The sequence below is a fragment of the Ruminococcus sp. AM42-11 genome (genome assembly GCF_003480145.1).
Taxonomy (GTDB): domain Bacteria; phylum Bacillota; class Clostridia; order Lachnospirales; family Lachnospiraceae; genus Blautia_A; species Blautia_A faecis.
On sequence record NZ_QUIO01000028.1, the window covers coordinates 38,023 to 56,949 of the forward strand.

Consider the following 18,927-nt stretch of genomic DNA (forward strand, 5'->3'; position numbering starts at 1 on the left):
AAATATTAATAGTGGTGTGCTATTACGCCAAAAGGGGACTTGTCCTTACCTGTTAAGGGGTGACGTATCATAACTCTTTACATCCTATTCTCTTACTCGTTTATCTTCGATTGAAGTTTTTCATACCTTTAGACTTAAAGCCCTACTCCTTAGATGATGGCTGCTTCTAAGCCAACATTCCACTATTCAACTTCTTAATTCTTTTTCTTCTTTACTTTTCCGGTGCAGAAACCTACAACAAAAGCTGTTGCAATACAAATGATAAATGCCCCGATATTTATAACAATCATTATTTGTTGTTTCTCCTTCGTTTCATCTCAGCAAGTACTTCATCAGCCGCACGATTTCTTTCCTGTGTTTCCATTCTGCGATCCATTGCCTCTGTACTTGTGTCATAAGCAATCTGCGCTCCTGCTGCACGTTCTCTTGTTTTCTTCGCACCCTCGCGCACTCTTTCAAGCATACGGTCACTTTCGTTTGTGCTTGCACTTGCATTCATGCCCTCATGCAGAGAAATAATCTGCTGATCTGCTTCCATCTGATAAACCGTTCTTTCTTTTTCCTCTTTGAGTTCATCAAGTTCCTGCTTAATAGCACTACGGATTTCATTCTGCTGCTCTTTTGCTTTTTTGTATTCTTCAATAGTATCTTTCAACGTCTCAATCTTACCCTGAATAGTAATCTTCTTCATAGCATACTGTCTTGCAGTATCATCATCACCAGAATCCAGACAATTATTGATAGACTTATCAATCTTCATAAGTTCTTTTTTGAGGTCGTACTGTTCTTTTTCTGCTTCATCCAGTTTACCGGCAATCTCTGTATAAGACTGTTCTGCTTTGCTGTACAGAGTCTCTTTTTCTCTGATCGCATTATTGAAATAATCTCTTGCACCATCCGGCGTAGAAGCGTCCTGTCTTGCGATTTCTTCCGTTCTTCCTCTGAACTTAATTACGAGTTGCTTGAAAAATGTTTTGTTTAAAATCAGTGCCGCAATAATAATTACTCCCAAGATTGAGAGACAAAAGATAACTACATTACTTGTTCCTACTGTCATTTTATTCTACCTCTACTTCAAATTCTTTGCACAGTTCTAAAAGACCGCCATCCCGTCCTTCTCCTACTGCATGAAACTTCCATTTTGATTCATCACGATAAATTTCACCAGCAATGATAGCTGTAGAATTTCCGAACTTCTCTTTGAGATCGTATCTCATAATTTCGTTTCCAGTTACATCATCTACAATACGGATATATGAGTTTTCCACCATGCCAAAATTCTGCATACGGCGTTCTGCCTCAAAAATGGTCACACAAAATACTACTCTGTCCGCATATTTTGGAAGTTTTTCAAGATCCACTTTGATGACTTCATCATCACCCTCTCCAAAGCCTGTTAAATTATCTCCACTATGGATTACTCCACCACTCGGATGTTTCAGGTTATTGTAAAATACAAAATCATTATCAGATCTTGTTATACCAGCTTTGGTAACAACAAACGCAGAAGCATCCAAATCAAAATCTCCATCATCATCATACTTTGCTGTGTCCCAACCAAGGCAAACGGAAATTCTATTTACAATACTGTCCTTTGACAGTGCAACTTTATCTCCCTTTTTAAGACTTATTGACATATCACTTTATCTCCTTCATTATCTCCTTCGTTATTTGTATCTTTTTGCCATATCAGAAATACTACCATCCTGTGTTCCCTCACCGATAGCTTTAAACTGCCATTCATCATTTTCGTCACGATACAGCTCTCCAACGATAAGTGCTGTACATTTGTCATAACCATCTGTAAGATTGTAGCGACAAATTTCTTCTTTGGTTGCATCATCTACAATTCTTGCATAACAGTTTTTGATCATTCCAAAATGCTGCCCCTTAACTCTACAGTTGTAGATATTCACAACCACTACCAACTTCTTAATATCCGGCGGCATTTTCTTCAAATCAATCGCAATCTGTTCGTCATCATTTCTTTTGCCCTTTCCACCAACAAGATTGTCACCCCTATGTTTAATGCAACCGCTACCATGTGTAAGATTTCCATAATAAATAATATCATCAGATCTTGTCAGACTACATTCTGTAACTTCATCTGTTTCTACCTTTGAAAAAAGTCCGAACAGTCCAGATTTCACTTTCTTTGAAATTCGTTTTGTGGATTCACGAAGTATAAATACAGAAGAATCACAATCAATTCTGCTTCCGCTCTGTGCCATATCCCATCCAAGTCCTACAGTTACATTTGCCAGTTTCTCTACTGCTTTTGAAAGATTTACTTTTTGCCCTTTTGTTAAACTTACTGCCATTATTTATTTCCTCCTACATTAAACTCCAAAACTACTGCAAAGTGCCTGTAAACCACCGGAATATCCCTGTCCAATAGCATTGAATTTCCATTCTCCGTTGTGGCGATACAGTTCGCCAAGAACCATTGCTGTTTCTGTGGAATAATCTTCTCCCAGGTCGTAGCGGATCATCTCTTCATCATTGTCTTTGTTTACCATTCTAATGTATGAATTGGAAACCATACCGAAGTTCTGCAGTCTCTCTTCTGCCATATAGATAGTTACTGTAAATGCAATTTTTTCAACATCAGCCGGAATCTTTGTCAAATCAACGATAATCTGCTCATCGTCTCCATTGCCTAAACCAGTAAGATTGTCACCCATATGCTGAACTGCACAACTTGAATGTTTGAGATTGTTATAATATACGAAATCATCTGAATTTCTTACTTTTCCATTTGCTCCAAGAAGAAATGCTGCCGAATCCAGATCAAAATTATCACCATCGTACTTATTTGCATCCCATCCCAAACCAACGATAATCTGCTTTAATCCTGCGTTTCCTTTTGTAAGATCTACTTTCTGTCCTTTTACTAAATTTACCATAATATTTTCTCCTTTTATTTTCTAGGAGTGGCATTTTTACCACTCCATTTATTATCTACTACTCGAAATGAAATAGGATATGCCATAACAGTTAAAAGGATAAATGGCAGAAACTTTGTTGCACATGCAAGCCCCAGCCTACGGCGTAACAACACAAGGTTATATTTTCAATTTTCTTGTACTCTTTATCTCTTTTAACCATATACTTTCCTACTTTCTTTTAATTTTTATAACAGCTTTTCGTACTAAATCAATTGGGATAATCATAAATGCCAAAACAACTGTTACACCCCACTGCATAAGCGTCATTGCTGTACATCCCATAATATCTCCACCAAACTGTGCCAAAACAAATGTTAAAGCAAAAATTGCTACTGCAATTTCAACAAAGAGCTTATTCTTTCTGATTCCTTTAAATAAATTGAATCCATCGGTTCTGATGTTAAATCCATTAAATGTTGCCATCATAACAAGAAGTGCAAATCTAGCTGTTGCATAAACAGACTCATTATTTCCGAAAATTTTCTGTACCGGCGGCAACAGTGTAATACCGAAAATTCCAATAAATGCCACAACTGATACTGCAATCTGACCGATAGTTTCTTTTGAAAGAAGTTTTGATCCTTTTGGAATAGGTTTTTCTTTCATATATTCGTCTTTCGCAGGTTCTCCACCAAAGGAAAGGGAATTAAGAGAATCCATAACAATGTTAATTACAAGAATCTGTACCGCAGCAACTGCTTCCACAGACATAATAATTGGATATAAGATACTGAGAAGTACTAGACCTATATTGATAGGTAACTGAAATTTTAAAAATTTCATAACATTGTGCATAAATGTTCTTCCAAGAAGAACCGCATCTGTAATAGATACGAAGTTATCATCTGTGATAATAATGTCGCCAGCTTCCTTACATACGTCTGTTCCAGATCCCATTGAGAATCCAACATCTGCAGCTTTCAGTGCTGGTGCATCGTTAGTCCCATCTCCTGTCATACCAACACATAATCCAAGTTCTTGAGCTAAACGCACAATTCTAAGTTTAGTGTTTGGTGTTGCTCTAGCGATAACTTTAATATAAGGAAGTTTTTCTTTTGCTTCTTTGTCTGATAATGCATCAAAGTCAATAGCTGACATAGCAATATCAGATTTACTTGTGAGCAGTCCAGCATCTTTTGCGATAGCTTTTGCTGTGTCGATAACGTCACCAGTTACCATCATTACCTGAACTCCTGCACCGTGCATTTTTGCCACCGCTTCTGGTACTTCTGGACGTACATCATCACGAATAGCAACCAAAGATGTAATAATAAGATCATTTGGGAATCCATCTTCTGGAAGCTTAGAAGAACTATAACCAGTAGCAATTACTCTCATTGCTTTAACGGTATATGATCTTACAATCATTTTAAGTTTATCTTTATCAATAGGCTCAAGACCGTTTAGAGTCACGTATTTTGTTGCTGCATCAATCAATCTCTCTGGAGCACCTTTATAATATGTAAATGTCTCACCGTTATATTCTGTTTCAACAGCACTAAATTTATTTGCACTATTAAAACTATTCTTGTTTACAATAGTTGTAGATCCAGTGATTTTCTTATACTCATCTGCATTAACTAAAGAAAGTAATGCTCTCTCTGTGGCATTTCCACCAACAATTTTATTATTTTCATCAAACATTGCACTACTATTTAAGATGACATTATATTTAAACAAATTATATGTATTTTCATCTTCTATAATAGATTTTCCATCACCCATTACATTCTCTACTGGAACAAGTTTCCCAACTGTAAGCGTTCCTGTTTTATCGGTACAAAGTAACTGAATATTACCTGCTTCTGGAATTTTGTTAGTGTGTTTAGCTAGGACATTGTGTTTAATCATTACTTTTGCATTCTGCGCGGTAATTAGATTAATAATAAGCGGTAATCCTTCTGGTACTGCTGCGACAATAATGGTAAGCGCAGTTACTGCAATGGTAAGAATATTCTTCAAAATACCAATCCAACCCATTCCAAAATATTCTGCAACGCCACCATACTGAATAATATTTGTGATAATCAGTGCTACAACAATGATTGAAGCTCCGATATATCCAAAATTACTAATCTGACCGGCAAGATCATCTAACTGAATTTCCAGTGATGTCTTTGTTTCTTCGATTTCATCAATGGTCGAAATTGTCTGACCGTTTACTGTGTCAACACCAACATTAGTTACGAGCATCTTTCCTTCACCGTCTGTTACCGTTGTTCCGGAAAACAGTGCGTAAGAATTTGTATAATCACTTGAATCCGCTTTTCTCTGACCACCAAATGCGATAGGTGAATCTTCTTTATCCCATGCTGTTTTTTTGCAAGGCTCTGACTCTCCATTCAATACAGAGTTGTCAACTTTTACATTTCCTTCTACCAGATAACCATCTGCATGAATGGCTTCTCCGGACTGAATGATAACCAGATCACCGACAACCAAATCATTTGTATTGATATGCTCGATTTTTCCATTTCTGATTACATTACAATAATGAACTGATGTCCTATCCTTCAACTCTTTTGTACTTTTCTGGCTTTTCAGTCCGGTGTTCATTCCTAACAATGCGATTGCCAATAATACTACTGCTACACCAATCGGCTCTGAGTAAGATCCCTGTCCAAACACTGCAATAACTGTAAATACAATCATCATTGCTAAAAGAATCTGATTTATGTGATCTTTAAATGTTTCCATAAAGAACTGAAACCATGTTTTCAGCTTTTTCTCTGGCAGTTTATTACTACCATACTTTTCTCTCTGCTTTTCTACTTCACTACTTTTTAAACCGTACAAAATTAAATTTCTCCTTTCACAATTCTTTCGTTTACAGACATAACAAACTCATTGATTCTTTTATAATCCGGACTGTCTGGAAGTGATGTGTTTTCTGCATCATATTTCAGTCTCTTTTCCAACTCGTTTACCATCTCAAAGAATTCTGGAATTGGCTGTTTGTTTTCATCCAAATATTTACCGTTTCTAATATCCATCAACAAATCATGTTCTTTTTCTCTGTATGTAATAATCTTCTCATTTTCCAAAATATCAAAACACATATAGTATAGGCGAACCAGGTGCATCATGTGTTTCGACAACTTTCCATGCTCTACCGCATGTTTATTACGCTTACCAATTTTCGAGTAATCTTTAACAATATTATTCATTTCGGACCACATAGACTTATAGTCACGTAATGGATAATGCTTCAGATTAATATCCATGTAAATCTCTGTATCAAAATCTTCTTGATGAGATTTATCAATATAAAGCTTAATAGAGTCTTCTGGAAATGAAAAATATTTCTCAGGGAAAGTATAAAATGCATTGTTTATCGAATTTAAAATATGTTGTTCACGCTCTGTTTGTCCTACTAAACGAGCTGCCTTGTTATTTGTTCTTCTTAATTGTTGCGAAGCATAACCACCAAATGAATAAATTGCCCTTTTAGATAAAAACATATGTGCATTATCTAATATTTCTTGTCCAATTGGATGAATATATAAATAATGTTCTGGTTTAAGCCCTCCTAGCTCAATAACATTAGGGTTGCAAGCTGCCATAAGATAAATAATCTTATTAAACGCATAAATAGTTGTATCTGTATCTTCGTTGATAAATTGTTCAAAATTCTGGTTAGTAAGAATTTCATGCTTTTTATTTAAGCAAATTCCCCTCAAATCCAAATCGCTCGTTCCGTCAGATTTTTGAGTACCATAGCTATAGCTTCCACCTAACCCCAACAAAATAATGTTGGAGCCAAGGTGTTCATTGTTTCTCAGAAAATCATAGTCCGGACCAGCTACTTTTTTCTTAATCTCTTCAATGTTCATATCAGTCAAACCTATCAATCTTAATCATTTTTACAATGTTGCCGGTAGTCACTTTTACAATCAGATTCCACTCTTTATCTTTACTGTAGCCAACACCACAAGCACTTGCTTCATCTTCACCCTCAATAGGTGTTGAAGCTGTATATGCCTCAAGTGTTTTTCTAATTTCCTGTAAATCACCCTTAAGCATCTCAGTAAAGAAACCACGTCCAACTCCGCCTGTCATATCTTTGCAGTCTTTCAATAAGAAGAAAGTATGTTCACCAGATCGTTTATATGGATTTTCTCCCCACATGTTTGGAGACGGAATAATTGCAACAACTTCTGAGAATCCGTTGCTAATTCCCCAAGTTTCTTTAGTTTCTGTCTTTTTAGAATTTGCAGTAAACTTAGGATCTTCGCCATGACTATAATCAAATTCAAATACTACGTCTGTATTTTTTCTACAACTATCACTTATAAGATTTCCATCATAAGTATAAATTTTTCCATTTACTTCAAGCTCTAATTTATATGGATTTTGGGTTGCTCTATTTGTATAGTTGTTGACAAAGAATTTATAACGTCCTTCTGGAGCAGTTCCAGTTGCCCAACGAATATTCTCGACAGGAGTTACTGTTTCGCCATTAACATTTGCATCAACATCCAATGAACCATATCCATGATTTTTATGACCAAAATAAATTTCTACTCCATCAGGACAAATGCAATGCACATCAAGATCGGTACGTGTATTCCAGATTAGAGAACATCTGATCTCACAACTTTCATATTTTGCACCTTTTGCTTCAAGTCGCTCACGAATTACAGAATCAATACCACTCTGGTAATACCAAGAGAACGGATTGTCCCAGTTCATAATATTTTCAGCTTCCGGAACCGTAGCTGTTACCATTCCCATAAGATGAGTTGTTCCATCAACCTTTACTTCTAATTTATCTGCGGTAGGAAGAATTGTTTTCCTAAATTTGTCCCATGTCATAGTCACCTGTGGAATTACAGATTTTGTCTCATTACTATCTGTAGTTTTAGTCTGAACTCCTGCAAATACTCCAGTCTTTACTTCCTCTTTCTTCTCAGTTTTACTCTTCCAAATAAACTCATTCTCAGGAAGCTCATCCAGTTTTGCATATCTTCTTCTAAGTGAATCTGCAAGACCAAGTTTTTCAATAAGTTTTTCAGCACTTTCAACAGCTCTCTGAGTAGGTGCAGACTGTGAACGTCTATAATTCTCAGCACTCATATTTGTCTCAAATTTTCGTTTGATTGTATCAAAGTCATCTCCATCTACAATATAATCAAGTAATGTACCTAACATACTTCCGGAAATGTGAGTAAATCCATTTGGAGCTGTAGCAGCATATTTCCAAATCATATTAGTGTGCTGTGGCTGATCATTGATAGAAGCAATCTTCTCTTTTGTTTCCTTAAACCATTTGCACATTGCTACATAGCTGCTACCTCTATATAAACTTCCGGATTCTAATAAATTAAGTGCCTGATCAATCTGTGACATGGAATACTTCTCAAGTGCTCTTTTCAGCATTCCATAATCTTCAGCTTTCTCAGCAGAAACCTGTGAAGCATTTTTTACTCTTGATGTATTGATCATTACTCTTGGAAGTTTTACAGAAAAATGATGGAATCCATTAGTATCATATGTTCCAAGATCCACATAGTCTGATACGAATATATCCTGGACCTGTGCAGATTCAACAATCTCTTTCATTTGTGTAATTGGTTCAATAAACATTCCAGGGATATTTTCAATATTCCAAATAGCAGATTCAGTTGTTCCATCGTCTTTAATAAATACAAGTCCACCAAATCGATCTACAAAGTGTTTACAAGCTCTACATGTATATTCCTGTTTGCAAGCATCTGGAAGATAGTAAAGAAATGTGTCAAATAAGTCAGATACGCTTGTTCTGAACAATGGTGTTTTTACATTGTCTTTTAATTTTGATGCAAAAGTTTTCTTAATGTTTTCAATAAGTTCCTCATATCCATTGTTCTCATTTTCCAGATTTCCGGATCATACATCTTCATAATTTTTTTCTCCTTATTTTTTATTCAAAATATTTTTTAATGAGTTTCTTGGCAGATTTATCAGGAAGTAATTTTATAAGTCTAATAATTTCTTTAGTACACTCTCTTTCAAAATCATTGTCAGAGTCCTGTACCTCTTTATTGAATTTATCAATATATGAATTACTTACTTTCTGCTCCTTAATACTTTCTTCTCTCTTTTCTTTCATTTCATTCTGAATTTTCTTCGCTCTTTCAATATAGTCATCTGCAAGAAAATCGTCATACTGCATACTTACAGCATCTCTGATCTTATTTGTGAGATCCACTGAAAGAATTGTTACAGCACCCATCGTTGGACGCATAACTGAGAGAAGTCCTTTTTCACTCATTCCTAACTTCTCATAAACTGTTTTAGCTCTACTGAAAATTTCTCTATCTGTCATTTCATAGAAAATTAATTCTGCTTTTGTCATATATATTCTCCTTTTTAAAACTAATCAATTGCTATAAAATCAAATTCTTCTACTTTATAATTATCGCTCTCATAATGACGCAAATTAACTTTTAAATCATCAAATGGAAGACACGCAGATGCAACACGCATGTTCTGAGGATAATCTTTCAGAACATCAATTAATTCTTTTACAGTTTTTACCGTCATTTGTATACTCCTTTATTGATTTTTCAAGAGAATTGTATTACAGTTATCAATTAAGATATTAGTAGTTCCATGGATACCACACCAGGAGCGTTGCACGTCACTATATCCTGGTGTAGAACCTGTGGAAGTGCTTAAAGCACGTTTAACATATGATTATGAAAGGATAGACCTTATGATAAAGATCTTATTATCTGGTAGCTTTGGAATTACTATCATTTATGCTATCTGTCATATTACTTCTATAGTCGGAAAGTGCTATTTAGTACGAAAAGTCACTGAATCCAACTTATCTGACGAACAAGTAGAATCAATAGCAAAAATGATGTCTAAAGATATCAATATTAATATCCCAATTAATTAAACATATGTTCCTTCTTTTACGATGGCTGGTCATCACGACAGTCCTCTTTTATTTTAAGAACAAATGGTGATTGCTCATAAAACCAAACTTTTATCGCTTTGTCTTGAAATTATTTTTCACTACAATAATTGTTACAATAAGAAAGATTACAAGCATCACAAGGCTAATCCACAATGGAATTAGAACAACTGTCCATGACCATGTGATTAATCCGGTAAGCTTAAGTACCAGAAACACAATTTGTAAAACACCTAGAATTCCAATTCCACTTGAACTGCTACTATTTCTTTTGTTATTCATTTCTCTATTCCTCCTATTCTTCAACTTTATATTTGCAAACTAATGGACATTCTTCTTCATTGCATTCATTATCAGTCAGTTCACATCCGTATTCTTTATAGCCGGTATCCCACTCAGAATAAGATACATAATTATATTCGCAATCATCTAATTTGCATTCTATAACTTTATCTTCCATAATTAATCCTGCTTCGTTGCGATAGATTTAATATTATTCTCAAGCTGCCTATATGTATTATTTTGTGTAAGTATATTTAATACCGTGTTTGAAAGCATATCTTTAGTAGTATTGTCAAAAGTTTCTTTCATGGTGCGATTAATCTGATCACGAATATCTTCAAAGTAACTATCCATTTTCTTTTTAATTTCTTTTTCCACATATGTTTCATAATATTTTTTTATATACTCATCAAATGTTACTTCTTCGTATCTGTCATATTTATCCATCATTCTGAATCTCTCATTGTCTAATCGTTCTTTTAAGCACTTCTTTATATACTCTTCAACTGTGTACTCATTTACATCTGCATCGCCCCAGAAATCTTCTTTTCTGACAGTAATTTTAGTATTTGTAATATAATCATTTACAAATTCATTGAAATTTTTTGTCACTACTTCTGAAATAATATCGCCACCAAGTTTTGCTACCTGTTCTTTAATGGTATCCTCTACTTGCGATTTAACTGCTTCTTCAATATTTCCAGACACAGATTTTTCAATGAGATCCTGCAAATTATCCATTTCAAATGTTATCTTCATTTCTCCACTCCTCCTTATTACCTACTTCCAAAAGAAAACTAAAAATGTTACAACAATTTGTGCTAAATGAATTATCTGATCCTGAATTAAATTAATCTTTTTCTTATTTGCTTTCATATTATCTGTAATCATGTGAATTATTACATTAAGCACAAACACTAACGGATAATAATGTCCACCAAATATAATTACATACAATGTTGGTGCAAGCATCATCATAAATGTCCAGCTAAAACTATGCATAAATAACGCCATCAGATAATCATGCTTATATAAATCATCTGGAGCATTTTTCTTCCACCACGATTTTTGTTTTGCAGACGCTAACCATCCTTGAAGATAATAGTCATCCACTATATGGCAAAAAATCATAGTGATTAAAATAATGAAATATTTCATCTACAATACCTTCTTCCCTATTCAATTTTTATTTATTCTGGAAATTAACTGCGGAATCGCAGCTATAAGAATTAATCCCAGGAGATTTTATCTCCATCTATTTTGTATCTTTTGTAATATTTCATTCCCATGTCAAACAAAATTTGTCTATATTGCTTCTTATACGTATTCCATGGATTAAAATAATATTCATCGTTTGCAAATATAAATGTTGTATGTTTTTTACCTTCCATCATTGCCATAGATATTCTTCTATTTTGGTCATAAACAGCACTATTAAATACATCCTTTATACGTTTATTAATTTTGTAACATTCTACTTTTTTAGTAATAAAAAGGAATTTTATATATACTTTTTTCAATTTTTTCTTGCAGCATTAAACATATAAGAAAAATTATTAAAATGGTAAAAACCATAATACCAATAATAGCTATAATTGTACTGAACATAAATTTCTCCAATCAAACTAAATTTTTATGCGATCAATAAATTCTCTACTCTATTAATTTCTTCTTTTAATCGCTTAAGTCTATTCTGAATAAGGATATTAAAGCCTTTTACCGCATCTTCATATGTATCAGCATAAATCCTCGCATAGCAGCTAACACCATTTTTCTTTAATTCACCATTCTTTTTATATTCATAAAACATAAAATCAACTATTCTACCTTTTACTGGTTTACAGAAGAAATTGGTCGCCCTTTCATCTTCTAAATAAGCAAATGCAAAAACATCTCCGTCCTTAATTTCATCTTCTCTATATTGCAATCCTGCCTCTTCAAAAATTTTATGAGTATAATATTGAAGCGCACCGCCAATAGTATATTTATCAATTTTATAATGTATCATTGTATTCTCCTTAAAATTTCTATACTTCGTTTGTTAATGCGTGTCGTAACATATAATCACAACATCTCCTTAAATATTTTCCGAAACTTTTTAATCTATCTGCCGATAAAGTAAATCTGTACCCTGTATTATCAAAGTCCCATAAAGAAAATTCATAATAATCTGTTTTTCTATATTTATGAATAACCCAATTTACTCCATCTCCAAAAGTAATATGCTCATGATCTAATATTGGAGTTATATGTGTTTTTCCATCAGCATCTTCCCATATATACTCTTCTTTACCATCAGCCAAAATATTACAAAATTCTGCAATTAGTCCAATAATTGAATTTTCATCTCCAAGACATTCAAAATATCTTGCGTTCATCATCCAATTTGGTCCTTCATCTTTATACTGACTAAAGATAGACCATACATAATCCACTTCATAAACTTCATCCCAAGACTTTTGTGGTTTTGAATATTTACCATAACAGCGTGATTTCCTCGGATAAAATCTGAAGAGTAATCTTGTTTCTTCGCCTGGATAATCATCTTCTTCCAAGATAAAATCAATCTTTTGTTTCTTCATTCAAAATCTCCTTACTAAGTTCTTCATAGTATTTATTAATTTGATAATAACAGAATGCATTATTCAACGAATATCCTTCATCACATTTTTTCATAACCTTGCTGAAAAAAATAGAAACTCTTCTTCGTTATAATTATCAAAGCACTCTTGATACCATTTTTGAACTTTTTGCCTAATAGTAAATTTTCTTTTATTCATAAATTTTCTCTGTAAAAACTAAATTCTATAACCCAACAAATAATCCGAATAATATCAGTATCTACTTTTTCATTTCCAAATACATCCTGGAGTATATAATAACCATTCAAATTTTTTCCTAAATAGCTTATATCTTCATATAAAATATATTCAGTACGATTTCTACCAATGGAAACTAATGCTATAAAACTTATCCTATAGCTTTTAGGAGGATCTGACTCTCTCCACTTATCTACATATCCATTGTACATAGACATTAAATGCCATACTTTTTTGTCCATATAATTACCACAGCATTTCCGAGATAAGCCAAGCAGGTCCATCATCAGGTTTGATCTGCCTACAACTCACAGCATGATAATAAGCCTGTTCTCTATTTAGAAATTCTCCATCAGTTGTTCTAAATCCTTGTTCAAGTTCTTTGTATCCTATTTTGGGTTCAAAACCAAGTGCTGCCAATTGTCTAAATGGAGCATCGTGTCTCAATCCACATAAAATAACCTCTTGATCAGTTTTCTCAATATAAAACTTTACTGCAGCTGCTATAATCATTTTTTACCGTATCTCTCCTTAAGTTTATCTGTTAGTGTTACTGCCACAACATGTGTTCCAAGGTAATAATTAAGGGCAGTACCGATTAGATCATATCCCTCGTCTACAAGGATATTCTCAGGCAACCTGATTCCCTTTGATTTAATGTCATTCTCAGTTAACGGTATCGGAATACACAAGTCTAAGTCTTCAGCCATTTTTAATAAATTAGCAGCCCTATCTTTTGTTTTGGTTAATATAGGATATTGAGTTGTTGCGCTTGTATAAAGTAACTGTGCACTATTTCCGGTACCTCGATCTTTGATAATTAAATTTGTACTCATATATTCTCCTTTACAATCCAAGTTCTTCAATTACCGGCAATACCTTATCTGTTAATTCTGGATAAAATTTTGCTAACGTCTCTCTAGCATTTAATGGCTTGTCTGGTTTTGTATATCTTGCACACTCCCAGTCAATTACCATTTGTATAAAATCAGAATGTGTTTTTGCTTTAACATTATGATGAGGCATATGGAGCCTGTGCCAATAGCGTACTTTCTTATAATCAAAAAACATATATAAGAACATTTTATCTAAATCATGAAATAAGCTTCTAAAAGTATTATATCCCAATAACTGTTTCTCAATTTTTCTAAAAGCTTTTCTATGATCTGATGTATATTTGATTCTATCCTTATTCTTCATTTTTCTTCTTTCTTTCCAGTTTTATCATACCAATAATAATTAGATTTCTTCTCGTCATTCTCAGTACCTTTTTCTTTTATCCAATGATACTGCCCTTGATCACGACAAGCCATTTTACAAGCATTCATAATAGTTGTAAAATTATTTGATTTTAACATCAATAATTCCATATCAAAAACTTTGAACTCTCTAATTAGTTCTGATTTTTCCATGTCTTTTTCAGACACCCCATAGATACATATTGTATGAGTCCACTCATAATATTCGCATTTATTGCATATAGAAATTAAGCTATTATCTTGAGTGATTCTATTAATAAATCCATTTGCAATCTTAGTCAGATATTCCTGGTTGAATGAAGAAACAACATCATCATTTATTTTGTATGCAATTTTATATGTACCTGTTGGACCTTCACCATATTCCCCATAATACTCATTTACAGTTTTAATACCTGCAAGCATTTTAATTGGTCTTGGATTATTAGCAACAATTCCAACTTTCTTAGCGTATTCTAATAGATTAGGATATTTATCATAATTTCCAAACGGAATGCCGCATTGAACTGTAAAAGCAACTCTAAAAACTAACCAAGTTTGTCTCATATTTAGTTTGCCACTAGAATCTATAAATACATTTTCTGTCTCTCCATTTTCGTATAGTTCCTTAATTTCATCAGGATTGTAATATTTTCTTCCATTAGAGTCGTACCATCCAATGACATCAGTGTTTCCACTATACGAATCCATTTCATCAGTTATTATATAAATTTTATCAACAAAACGTTTTTTTTCATTCTTCAATTCTTCCATACTTTATCTCCAAATAAAAAGTTTATTCTATACTCCCATAGCAATCATTGGAAATGCAAATGCCCATAAACAAATTGGATTTTTTGTAAAATATAACGCTACAGATACTGCTATTGCAGTGCCAACCCATGCTGCTACCTTACTTACTGTATTATTATTCATTATTTTTCTCATTTCTTTCTAATTTTCTTCCACAATACGGACAGTATATAAAATTATCAATATTTGAAGTTAGCTTAATTAACCCTTTTTCTTCTGCCTCTTTATATAACTTTAGTTCTTTCAGCCATTTAATGAGTTGCCAATGTTGTATCTCTATTATTTTACAATTTGATTTTATATCATTATCAATAGAATCAACTGACTCAAAATTCATAGCGCTACGTGCTCTTTCCACTATTTCTTCTTCGTAAGCAATTGCTTCATCTAGCGTTATTCTTAACATTTTTCTTCATCTCCTCTAACTTCTTCTCTATCGGATTAATAATCTCTTCCAATACCTGCTGCTCGTAATTTTCTTTCCAAAATTTCTCTCTTTTCCAAAACGGAACTTTTTTAACTTCACCTATTAAATCAATACACGCCATAGCTGTCAGCATTCCCCAGCATCCATCACATGCTCTTTCATTACACCAATTTGTGAATTGTTTAAATTTCATTTTTGCGTTCCTCCATTTTTTTCTCAGCTTCTTCACGAGAAAAATAAACCTTTGCTTCTTGCTTCTTTTCTAAAACTCCGTTAATAATTTGTAAATGAAAGCCTTTTTTATCAATATGAAAAGCGTCCACTTTGTGTTCTACAATTTTAAGAGGTCTTCCTACAATATCATACACTGTATCTCCGACCTTGCACGGCAATCTCACAAGCAAGCCCTGTTCTTCTAAGTCTTCGTAGTCAGCAAGTTTTTTAAACACTTGTTGGATATAGCAATTCTTGCATCCATCTACTGCGTTTTTACAAAATTCTTCGCAAGTTTTATTCCCAACGCCAATGATATATGTGCATTCATCGTCTGAATAATCTGTTAATCTCTCCATCTACTTCACCTCTTCCATCTGACTTTCTACAGTATCTGCAAGTAACTTCAAGGACTTGATAAATGAGTCCGTCAATGCTATTCTGTCTGGGTATTCAGCAAATGTTCTGACAAGGCTTATAGCATCTTTGAGCTCCTTCTCATCTTCGACGATTTTGGATGCTTCAAGCAATGTCTTTTCAAAGCTGTAAGTAGCGATCTTATTATCGTAAAAAATCAATATGTTTGGAAATGGAATTTCGATAGGGTTTAAATCGTTTTTGCTCCCCATGTGAATCCTTGCAATTTTGCTATTTTCAGAACACCCAAATATTCTTCCTGTGTCTTTACGAACACGTTTTTTCCTGTTAAATTAATCATATTTTTCCTCCCTTAATCTTATTGCTCGCTTTACCTCTTTATCAGAATCTCTGACAACTCTACCACTTGCGCATTTTACACATTTGATTCTCCAACCACCTTTATATCTTTCGAAATGTCCATAACCTGTTGGGACTTTTTCACCGCAACAATAACAAGTTCCTGGATACCTATTCCTTGCCATTTACTTCACCTCTCCTGTAATTTCATCAATACACTGATTCCACCCTTCTGCGAATCCCGCATCAAATGTATTAGCCGGATAGTCTCCATTGTCTTTCTCTGGCAAATCCATAAGTGGACACCAATCAGGTTTAGATTGACGATATCCGTATATACAGTCAATTAGTTTCATGTCATTTTCGCTATCCCCATTTGTTGCATAGCAACATGCATGTTCTCTACCTCCTATACCGAATTCTTGACAAAATATACAAACTACACAATTTTCTGGTGTATCAATCACTAATACTGATTTACTCATCTGATTCCTCCAGTAATAGTTCTTTATTATCGAAAATATTTCCAATAACCTCTCCATGATTACAAGTAGCTTCATCAATCAATAAGTATTGAAAACCTAACTTCTCTGTATTGCGAAGTCGTACAAATGACGCATGGGTTTCGTTATATTCGATTAAATCTTTTTGGGTTACCATTGCTTCATCTGTGTATTGAAATATATCATTTTCCCAAATTTTATTTCCGTTTTTATCGGTCAGACATGCGAACTGACAGAGGGTTTCTGGAATAACTTTCTTACAACTAACCGCAGGAACACAATAATGCTCAACACATTTTGTTTGAATAAAGGTACCTTCGTGAGAAGAAATATAACATCCTTCAACCCATTTGCCGTTATCAATCCGCTTTGCCTTGAAAAGAATTTCTCTCATTCAGTTCCACCGCCTTTCACGATTTCAAGTGCTAATGCAATTGCCTGTTCCATACCTATGTATTTTTTTATCTCAGTATTATCTCTAAATATAAGTGACAGTTCGGAATATATACCCTTTGTTTCTTCTAGCTGCTCAACAATTCTATTAACATCATAGGCTGTAGGCTGTTTCTGAACAGTTGTAATTGCAAGATGTGTAAACAAGTCCATTGGACTTATATCTTCTTCCGTAGCTTTCTGCCTTTCTTTATCCCAGTACCATTTTGACATTTCTTCGATTAATAAGTCTGCATCTATCAGTCTCATACCTTTACCTCATTATCATTTGGCATCTGGAATACTACAGTTTCTTTTAAAACATTTTGTGCTTTCGTATATATTTTATCTATATCGTTTGATTCATTAATGAAAAGTGACATTGTTGCAAGACAGTTTGTAACAGTATGTGTTGTTTTATAATCGACATATCTTTTCTGTATCATATCAAGCGCTTTTATGGCTTTTGCTTCTGTAGAATATTTTCCAAGTGTATACGCGTCTTCAAAATCGTTATATACAATAGCAAAATCTTTATTAATTTTTTCCACGTAAATTGCAGTTAAATTATTAAAATTTAATAAAAATGCTTTATCTTGACTTCTAATTAACATTTTGTGCTCTCCTTATCAAACTTACTCTTTAACATTCCAGCTTTAATCAATTCATAAATAATATCCAGATATGTTCTTTTATCTCTGTATCTGCAATTTGGTTTTTTATGAATCCTCGGATCATCGTCTCTCCAAGCATTTACATCAAAATATTTATTACTCACGAAAAGCATTTTGGTTCCTCTGGCGACACAAAGGTAATAACATTCTGATTTTCCATACTCTCCTACACATTTTTTGAAACCAAATTTTTTAAATTCTTTAACCGGTACCGTTGGAATTAACATTTTGTATCCTCACCCCAATCAAGTTTCTGTCCACAATAAAAGCAGTATTTCATATTATTGGAGCAACTAAATTCAAAACCACATACAGGACATTCTCCACGTTTATATATTTCATTTCCATTAAAATCTATAACAGGACGCATCTTTGATACTTTCTTCTCAGTTTGCTTATCAAGTGCTTCTGAAATAGTCTTTAATTGTTTAAGTAACTCTTCTTTTTGATTAACACCTGTTACTCCAAAATTCATATCTACCACATCTCCATTTCAGCATTTCTAAATTCCGGAAATAAATTATCACTAATAATATCATCCCAGTATATAATTCCTTGCTCATGATCTCTCATCCAATTTATAAGCTCATGCAGTATATTAAAAAATTCTTCTTCATTTTGCATTCTATAAACATATGCATAACCAAAGTTATCATATCCACAAACATGCATATAGATTTCGTATGGACCATACCATTCTGAAATGGCATCTTTATATGCACTTAATGTTATATATGGTCTTTCATAAATACCAATATGGTTGCCAAGAAATATTGATGATTGCACAAATAATCTTTCGTATGTTTTTGATACATCCTTTTTAGTTATCAAATCTTATCACCTACATTTTTTGAAAAACAATTTCTAAGCTCCCATCTTCTTTTTTAGTTTATATCTGGATATTCATCTTTTTCTAAAGTGATTTTTTTTAATATCTCTCAAAACACCATAATTGAT

The 18,927-nt window shown here is 33.4% G+C and carries 34 protein-coding genes; all 34 read right to left on the reverse strand.

Features of this window, described 5'->3' with window-relative positions; all coding sequences use genetic code 11:
* Window positions 1-289: 289 nt before the first annotated feature.
* On the reverse strand, window positions 290-1,057 hold the full coding sequence (locus DW904_RS15590; RefSeq protein ID WP_118582453.1) for a hypothetical protein: 768 nt from the start codon (window positions 1,055-1,057) through the stop codon (window positions 290-292).
* 1 nt (window position 1,058) lies between these two features.
* Window positions 1,059-1,637 (reverse strand): TerD family protein, encoded by a 579-nt coding sequence (locus DW904_RS15595; protein WP_118582455.1) that lies wholly within the window; start codon window positions 1,635-1,637, stop codon window positions 1,059-1,061.
* 30 nt (window positions 1,638-1,667) lie between these two features.
* A complete protein-coding gene (locus DW904_RS15600; protein WP_118582457.1) occupies window positions 1,668-2,321 on the reverse strand; it encodes a TerD family protein in 654 nt (217 codons plus the stop codon).
* A gap of 18 nt (window positions 2,322-2,339) precedes the next feature.
* Window positions 2,340-2,909: a TerD family protein gene (locus DW904_RS15605; RefSeq protein ID WP_118582459.1), complete on the reverse strand. Its 570-nt coding sequence runs from the start codon at window positions 2,907-2,909 to the stop codon at window positions 2,340-2,342.
* Window positions 2,910-3,116: 207 nt separating this feature from the next.
* Window positions 3,117-5,744, reverse strand: coding sequence for a cation-transporting P-type ATPase (locus DW904_RS15610; protein ID WP_118582461.1), 2,628 nt, complete (start codon window positions 5,742-5,744; stop codon window positions 3,117-3,119).
* 2 nt (window positions 5,745-5,746) lie between these two features.
* Complete coding sequence (locus tag DW904_RS15615; protein WP_118582464.1) at window positions 5,747-6,781, reverse strand: nucleotidyltransferase domain-containing protein; 1,035 nt, start codon at window positions 6,779-6,781, stop codon at window positions 5,747-5,749.
* Window position 6,782: 1 nt separating this feature from the next.
* Complete coding sequence (locus DW904_RS15620; protein WP_118582467.1) at window positions 6,783-8,717, reverse strand: hypothetical protein; 1,935 nt, start codon at window positions 8,715-8,717, stop codon at window positions 6,783-6,785.
* Window positions 8,718-8,850: 133 nt separating this feature from the next.
* Window positions 8,851-9,285, reverse strand: a complete 435-nt coding sequence (locus tag DW904_RS15625) for a hypothetical protein (protein ID WP_118582470.1) — start codon at window positions 9,283-9,285, stop codon at window positions 8,851-8,853.
* A gap of 20 nt (window positions 9,286-9,305) precedes the next feature.
* Entirely contained in the window at window positions 9,306-9,473 is a 168-nt protein-coding gene (locus tag DW904_RS22995; protein ID WP_202187743.1) for a hypothetical protein, read from the reverse strand.
* A 451-nt stretch (window positions 9,474-9,924) separates the two neighbouring features.
* A complete protein-coding gene (locus DW904_RS15635) occupies window positions 9,925-10,134 on the reverse strand; it encodes a hypothetical protein (protein WP_118582476.1) in 210 nt (69 codons plus the stop codon).
* Window positions 10,135-10,147: 13 nt separating this feature from the next.
* Window positions 10,148-10,312 (reverse strand): hypothetical protein, encoded by a 165-nt coding sequence (locus DW904_RS23000; RefSeq protein WP_202187744.1) that lies wholly within the window; start codon window positions 10,310-10,312, stop codon window positions 10,148-10,150.
* Between the two features lie 2 nt (window positions 10,313-10,314).
* The gene (locus tag DW904_RS15640) at window positions 10,315-10,893 is read right to left on the reverse strand and encodes a hypothetical protein (protein WP_118582479.1); all 579 of its coding nucleotides are present in this window, start codon (window positions 10,891-10,893) and stop codon (window positions 10,315-10,317) included.
* A 21-nt stretch (window positions 10,894-10,914) separates the two neighbouring features.
* Window positions 10,915-11,292 carry a DUF3307 domain-containing protein gene (locus tag DW904_RS15645; protein ID WP_118582482.1) on the reverse strand — a complete coding sequence of 126 codons (378 nt, stop codon included), beginning with the start codon at window positions 11,290-11,292 and terminating at the stop codon, window positions 10,915-10,917.
* 71 nt (window positions 11,293-11,363) lie between these two features.
* The gene (locus tag DW904_RS23005; RefSeq protein ID WP_202187745.1) at window positions 11,364-11,534 is read right to left on the reverse strand and encodes a hypothetical protein; all 171 of its coding nucleotides are present in this window, start codon (window positions 11,532-11,534) and stop codon (window positions 11,364-11,366) included.
* Window positions 11,535-11,767: 233 nt separating this feature from the next.
* Window positions 11,768-12,142 carry a hypothetical protein gene (locus DW904_RS15650; protein WP_118582485.1) on the reverse strand — a complete coding sequence of 125 codons (375 nt, stop codon included), beginning with the start codon at window positions 12,140-12,142 and terminating at the stop codon, window positions 11,768-11,770.
* A 19-nt stretch (window positions 12,143-12,161) separates the two neighbouring features.
* Window positions 12,162-12,716 carry a hypothetical protein gene (locus DW904_RS15655; RefSeq protein WP_118582488.1) on the reverse strand — a complete coding sequence of 185 codons (555 nt, stop codon included), beginning with the start codon at window positions 12,714-12,716 and terminating at the stop codon, window positions 12,162-12,164.
* Between the two features lie 194 nt (window positions 12,717-12,910).
* Window positions 12,911-13,195, reverse strand: coding sequence for a hypothetical protein (locus DW904_RS15660; RefSeq protein WP_118582491.1), 285 nt, complete (start codon window positions 13,193-13,195; stop codon window positions 12,911-12,913).
* A gap of 4 nt (window positions 13,196-13,199) precedes the next feature.
* The gene (locus DW904_RS15665; RefSeq protein WP_118582494.1) at window positions 13,200-13,466 is read right to left on the reverse strand and encodes a hypothetical protein; all 267 of its coding nucleotides are present in this window, start codon (window positions 13,464-13,466) and stop codon (window positions 13,200-13,202) included.
* On the reverse strand, window positions 13,463-13,789 hold the full coding sequence (locus tag DW904_RS15670; protein ID WP_118582497.1) for a hypothetical protein: 327 nt from the start codon (window positions 13,787-13,789) through the stop codon (window positions 13,463-13,465). Before DW904_RS15670 ends, DW904_RS15665 begins: the two co-directional genes overlap by 4 nt.
* 10 nt (window positions 13,790-13,799) lie before the next feature.
* On the reverse strand, window positions 13,800-14,153 hold the full coding sequence (locus tag DW904_RS15675) for a hypothetical protein (RefSeq protein WP_118582500.1): 354 nt from the start codon (window positions 14,151-14,153) through the stop codon (window positions 13,800-13,802).
* Complete coding sequence (locus DW904_RS15680) at window positions 14,150-14,965, reverse strand: hypothetical protein (protein ID WP_118582503.1); 816 nt, start codon at window positions 14,963-14,965, stop codon at window positions 14,150-14,152. The genes DW904_RS15675 and DW904_RS15680 overlap by 4 nt, the downstream gene beginning before the upstream one ends.
* Before the next feature lie 27 nt (window positions 14,966-14,992).
* Window positions 14,993-15,127, reverse strand: a complete 135-nt coding sequence (locus DW904_RS24615; RefSeq protein WP_279254395.1) for a hypothetical protein — start codon at window positions 15,125-15,127, stop codon at window positions 14,993-14,995.
* On the reverse strand, window positions 15,120-15,410 hold the full coding sequence (locus tag DW904_RS15685) for a hypothetical protein (protein ID WP_118582506.1): 291 nt from the start codon (window positions 15,408-15,410) through the stop codon (window positions 15,120-15,122). Before DW904_RS15685 ends, DW904_RS24615 begins: the two co-directional genes overlap by 8 nt.
* Entirely contained in the window at window positions 15,388-15,624 is a 237-nt protein-coding gene (locus tag DW904_RS15690) for a hypothetical protein (RefSeq protein ID WP_118582509.1), read from the reverse strand. Before DW904_RS15690 ends, DW904_RS15685 begins: the two co-directional genes overlap by 23 nt.
* Window positions 15,614-16,003 (reverse strand): hypothetical protein, encoded by a 390-nt coding sequence (locus DW904_RS15695; protein WP_118582512.1) that lies wholly within the window; start codon window positions 16,001-16,003, stop codon window positions 15,614-15,616. The genes DW904_RS15690 and DW904_RS15695 overlap by 11 nt, the downstream gene beginning before the upstream one ends.
* The gene (locus DW904_RS15700) at window positions 16,004-16,273 is read right to left on the reverse strand and encodes a hypothetical protein (protein ID WP_118582515.1); all 270 of its coding nucleotides are present in this window, start codon (window positions 16,271-16,273) and stop codon (window positions 16,004-16,006) included.
* Between the two features lie 81 nt (window positions 16,274-16,354).
* Entirely contained in the window at window positions 16,355-16,546 is a 192-nt protein-coding gene (locus tag DW904_RS15705; RefSeq protein ID WP_117850176.1) for a hypothetical protein, read from the reverse strand.
* Window positions 16,547-16,846, reverse strand: coding sequence for a hypothetical protein (locus DW904_RS15710; protein ID WP_118582518.1), 300 nt, complete (start codon window positions 16,844-16,846; stop codon window positions 16,547-16,549). It abuts the gene before it with no gap.
* Window positions 16,839-17,258, reverse strand: coding sequence for a YopX family protein (locus DW904_RS15715; protein ID WP_118582521.1), 420 nt, complete (start codon window positions 17,256-17,258; stop codon window positions 16,839-16,841). Before DW904_RS15715 ends, DW904_RS15710 begins: the two co-directional genes overlap by 8 nt.
* Window positions 17,255-17,566, reverse strand: a complete 312-nt coding sequence (locus tag DW904_RS15720; protein ID WP_118582524.1) for a hypothetical protein — start codon at window positions 17,564-17,566, stop codon at window positions 17,255-17,257. The genes DW904_RS15715 and DW904_RS15720 overlap by 4 nt, the downstream gene beginning before the upstream one ends.
* Window positions 17,563-17,910 (reverse strand): hypothetical protein, encoded by a 348-nt coding sequence (locus DW904_RS15725; RefSeq protein WP_118582527.1) that lies wholly within the window; start codon window positions 17,908-17,910, stop codon window positions 17,563-17,565. Before DW904_RS15725 ends, DW904_RS15720 begins: the two co-directional genes overlap by 4 nt.
* Window positions 17,904-18,197 carry a hypothetical protein gene (locus tag DW904_RS15730; RefSeq protein ID WP_118582530.1) on the reverse strand — a complete coding sequence of 98 codons (294 nt, stop codon included), beginning with the start codon at window positions 18,195-18,197 and terminating at the stop codon, window positions 17,904-17,906. The genes DW904_RS15725 and DW904_RS15730 overlap by 7 nt, the downstream gene beginning before the upstream one ends.
* The gene (locus DW904_RS15735; RefSeq protein WP_118582533.1) at window positions 18,191-18,445 is read right to left on the reverse strand and encodes a hypothetical protein; all 255 of its coding nucleotides are present in this window, start codon (window positions 18,443-18,445) and stop codon (window positions 18,191-18,193) included. Before DW904_RS15735 ends, DW904_RS15730 begins: the two co-directional genes overlap by 7 nt.
* Window positions 18,446-18,447: 2 nt before the next feature.
* A complete protein-coding gene (locus tag DW904_RS15740) occupies window positions 18,448-18,801 on the reverse strand; it encodes a hypothetical protein (protein ID WP_118582536.1) in 354 nt (117 codons plus the stop codon).
* Window positions 18,802-18,927 lie beyond the last annotated feature (126 nt).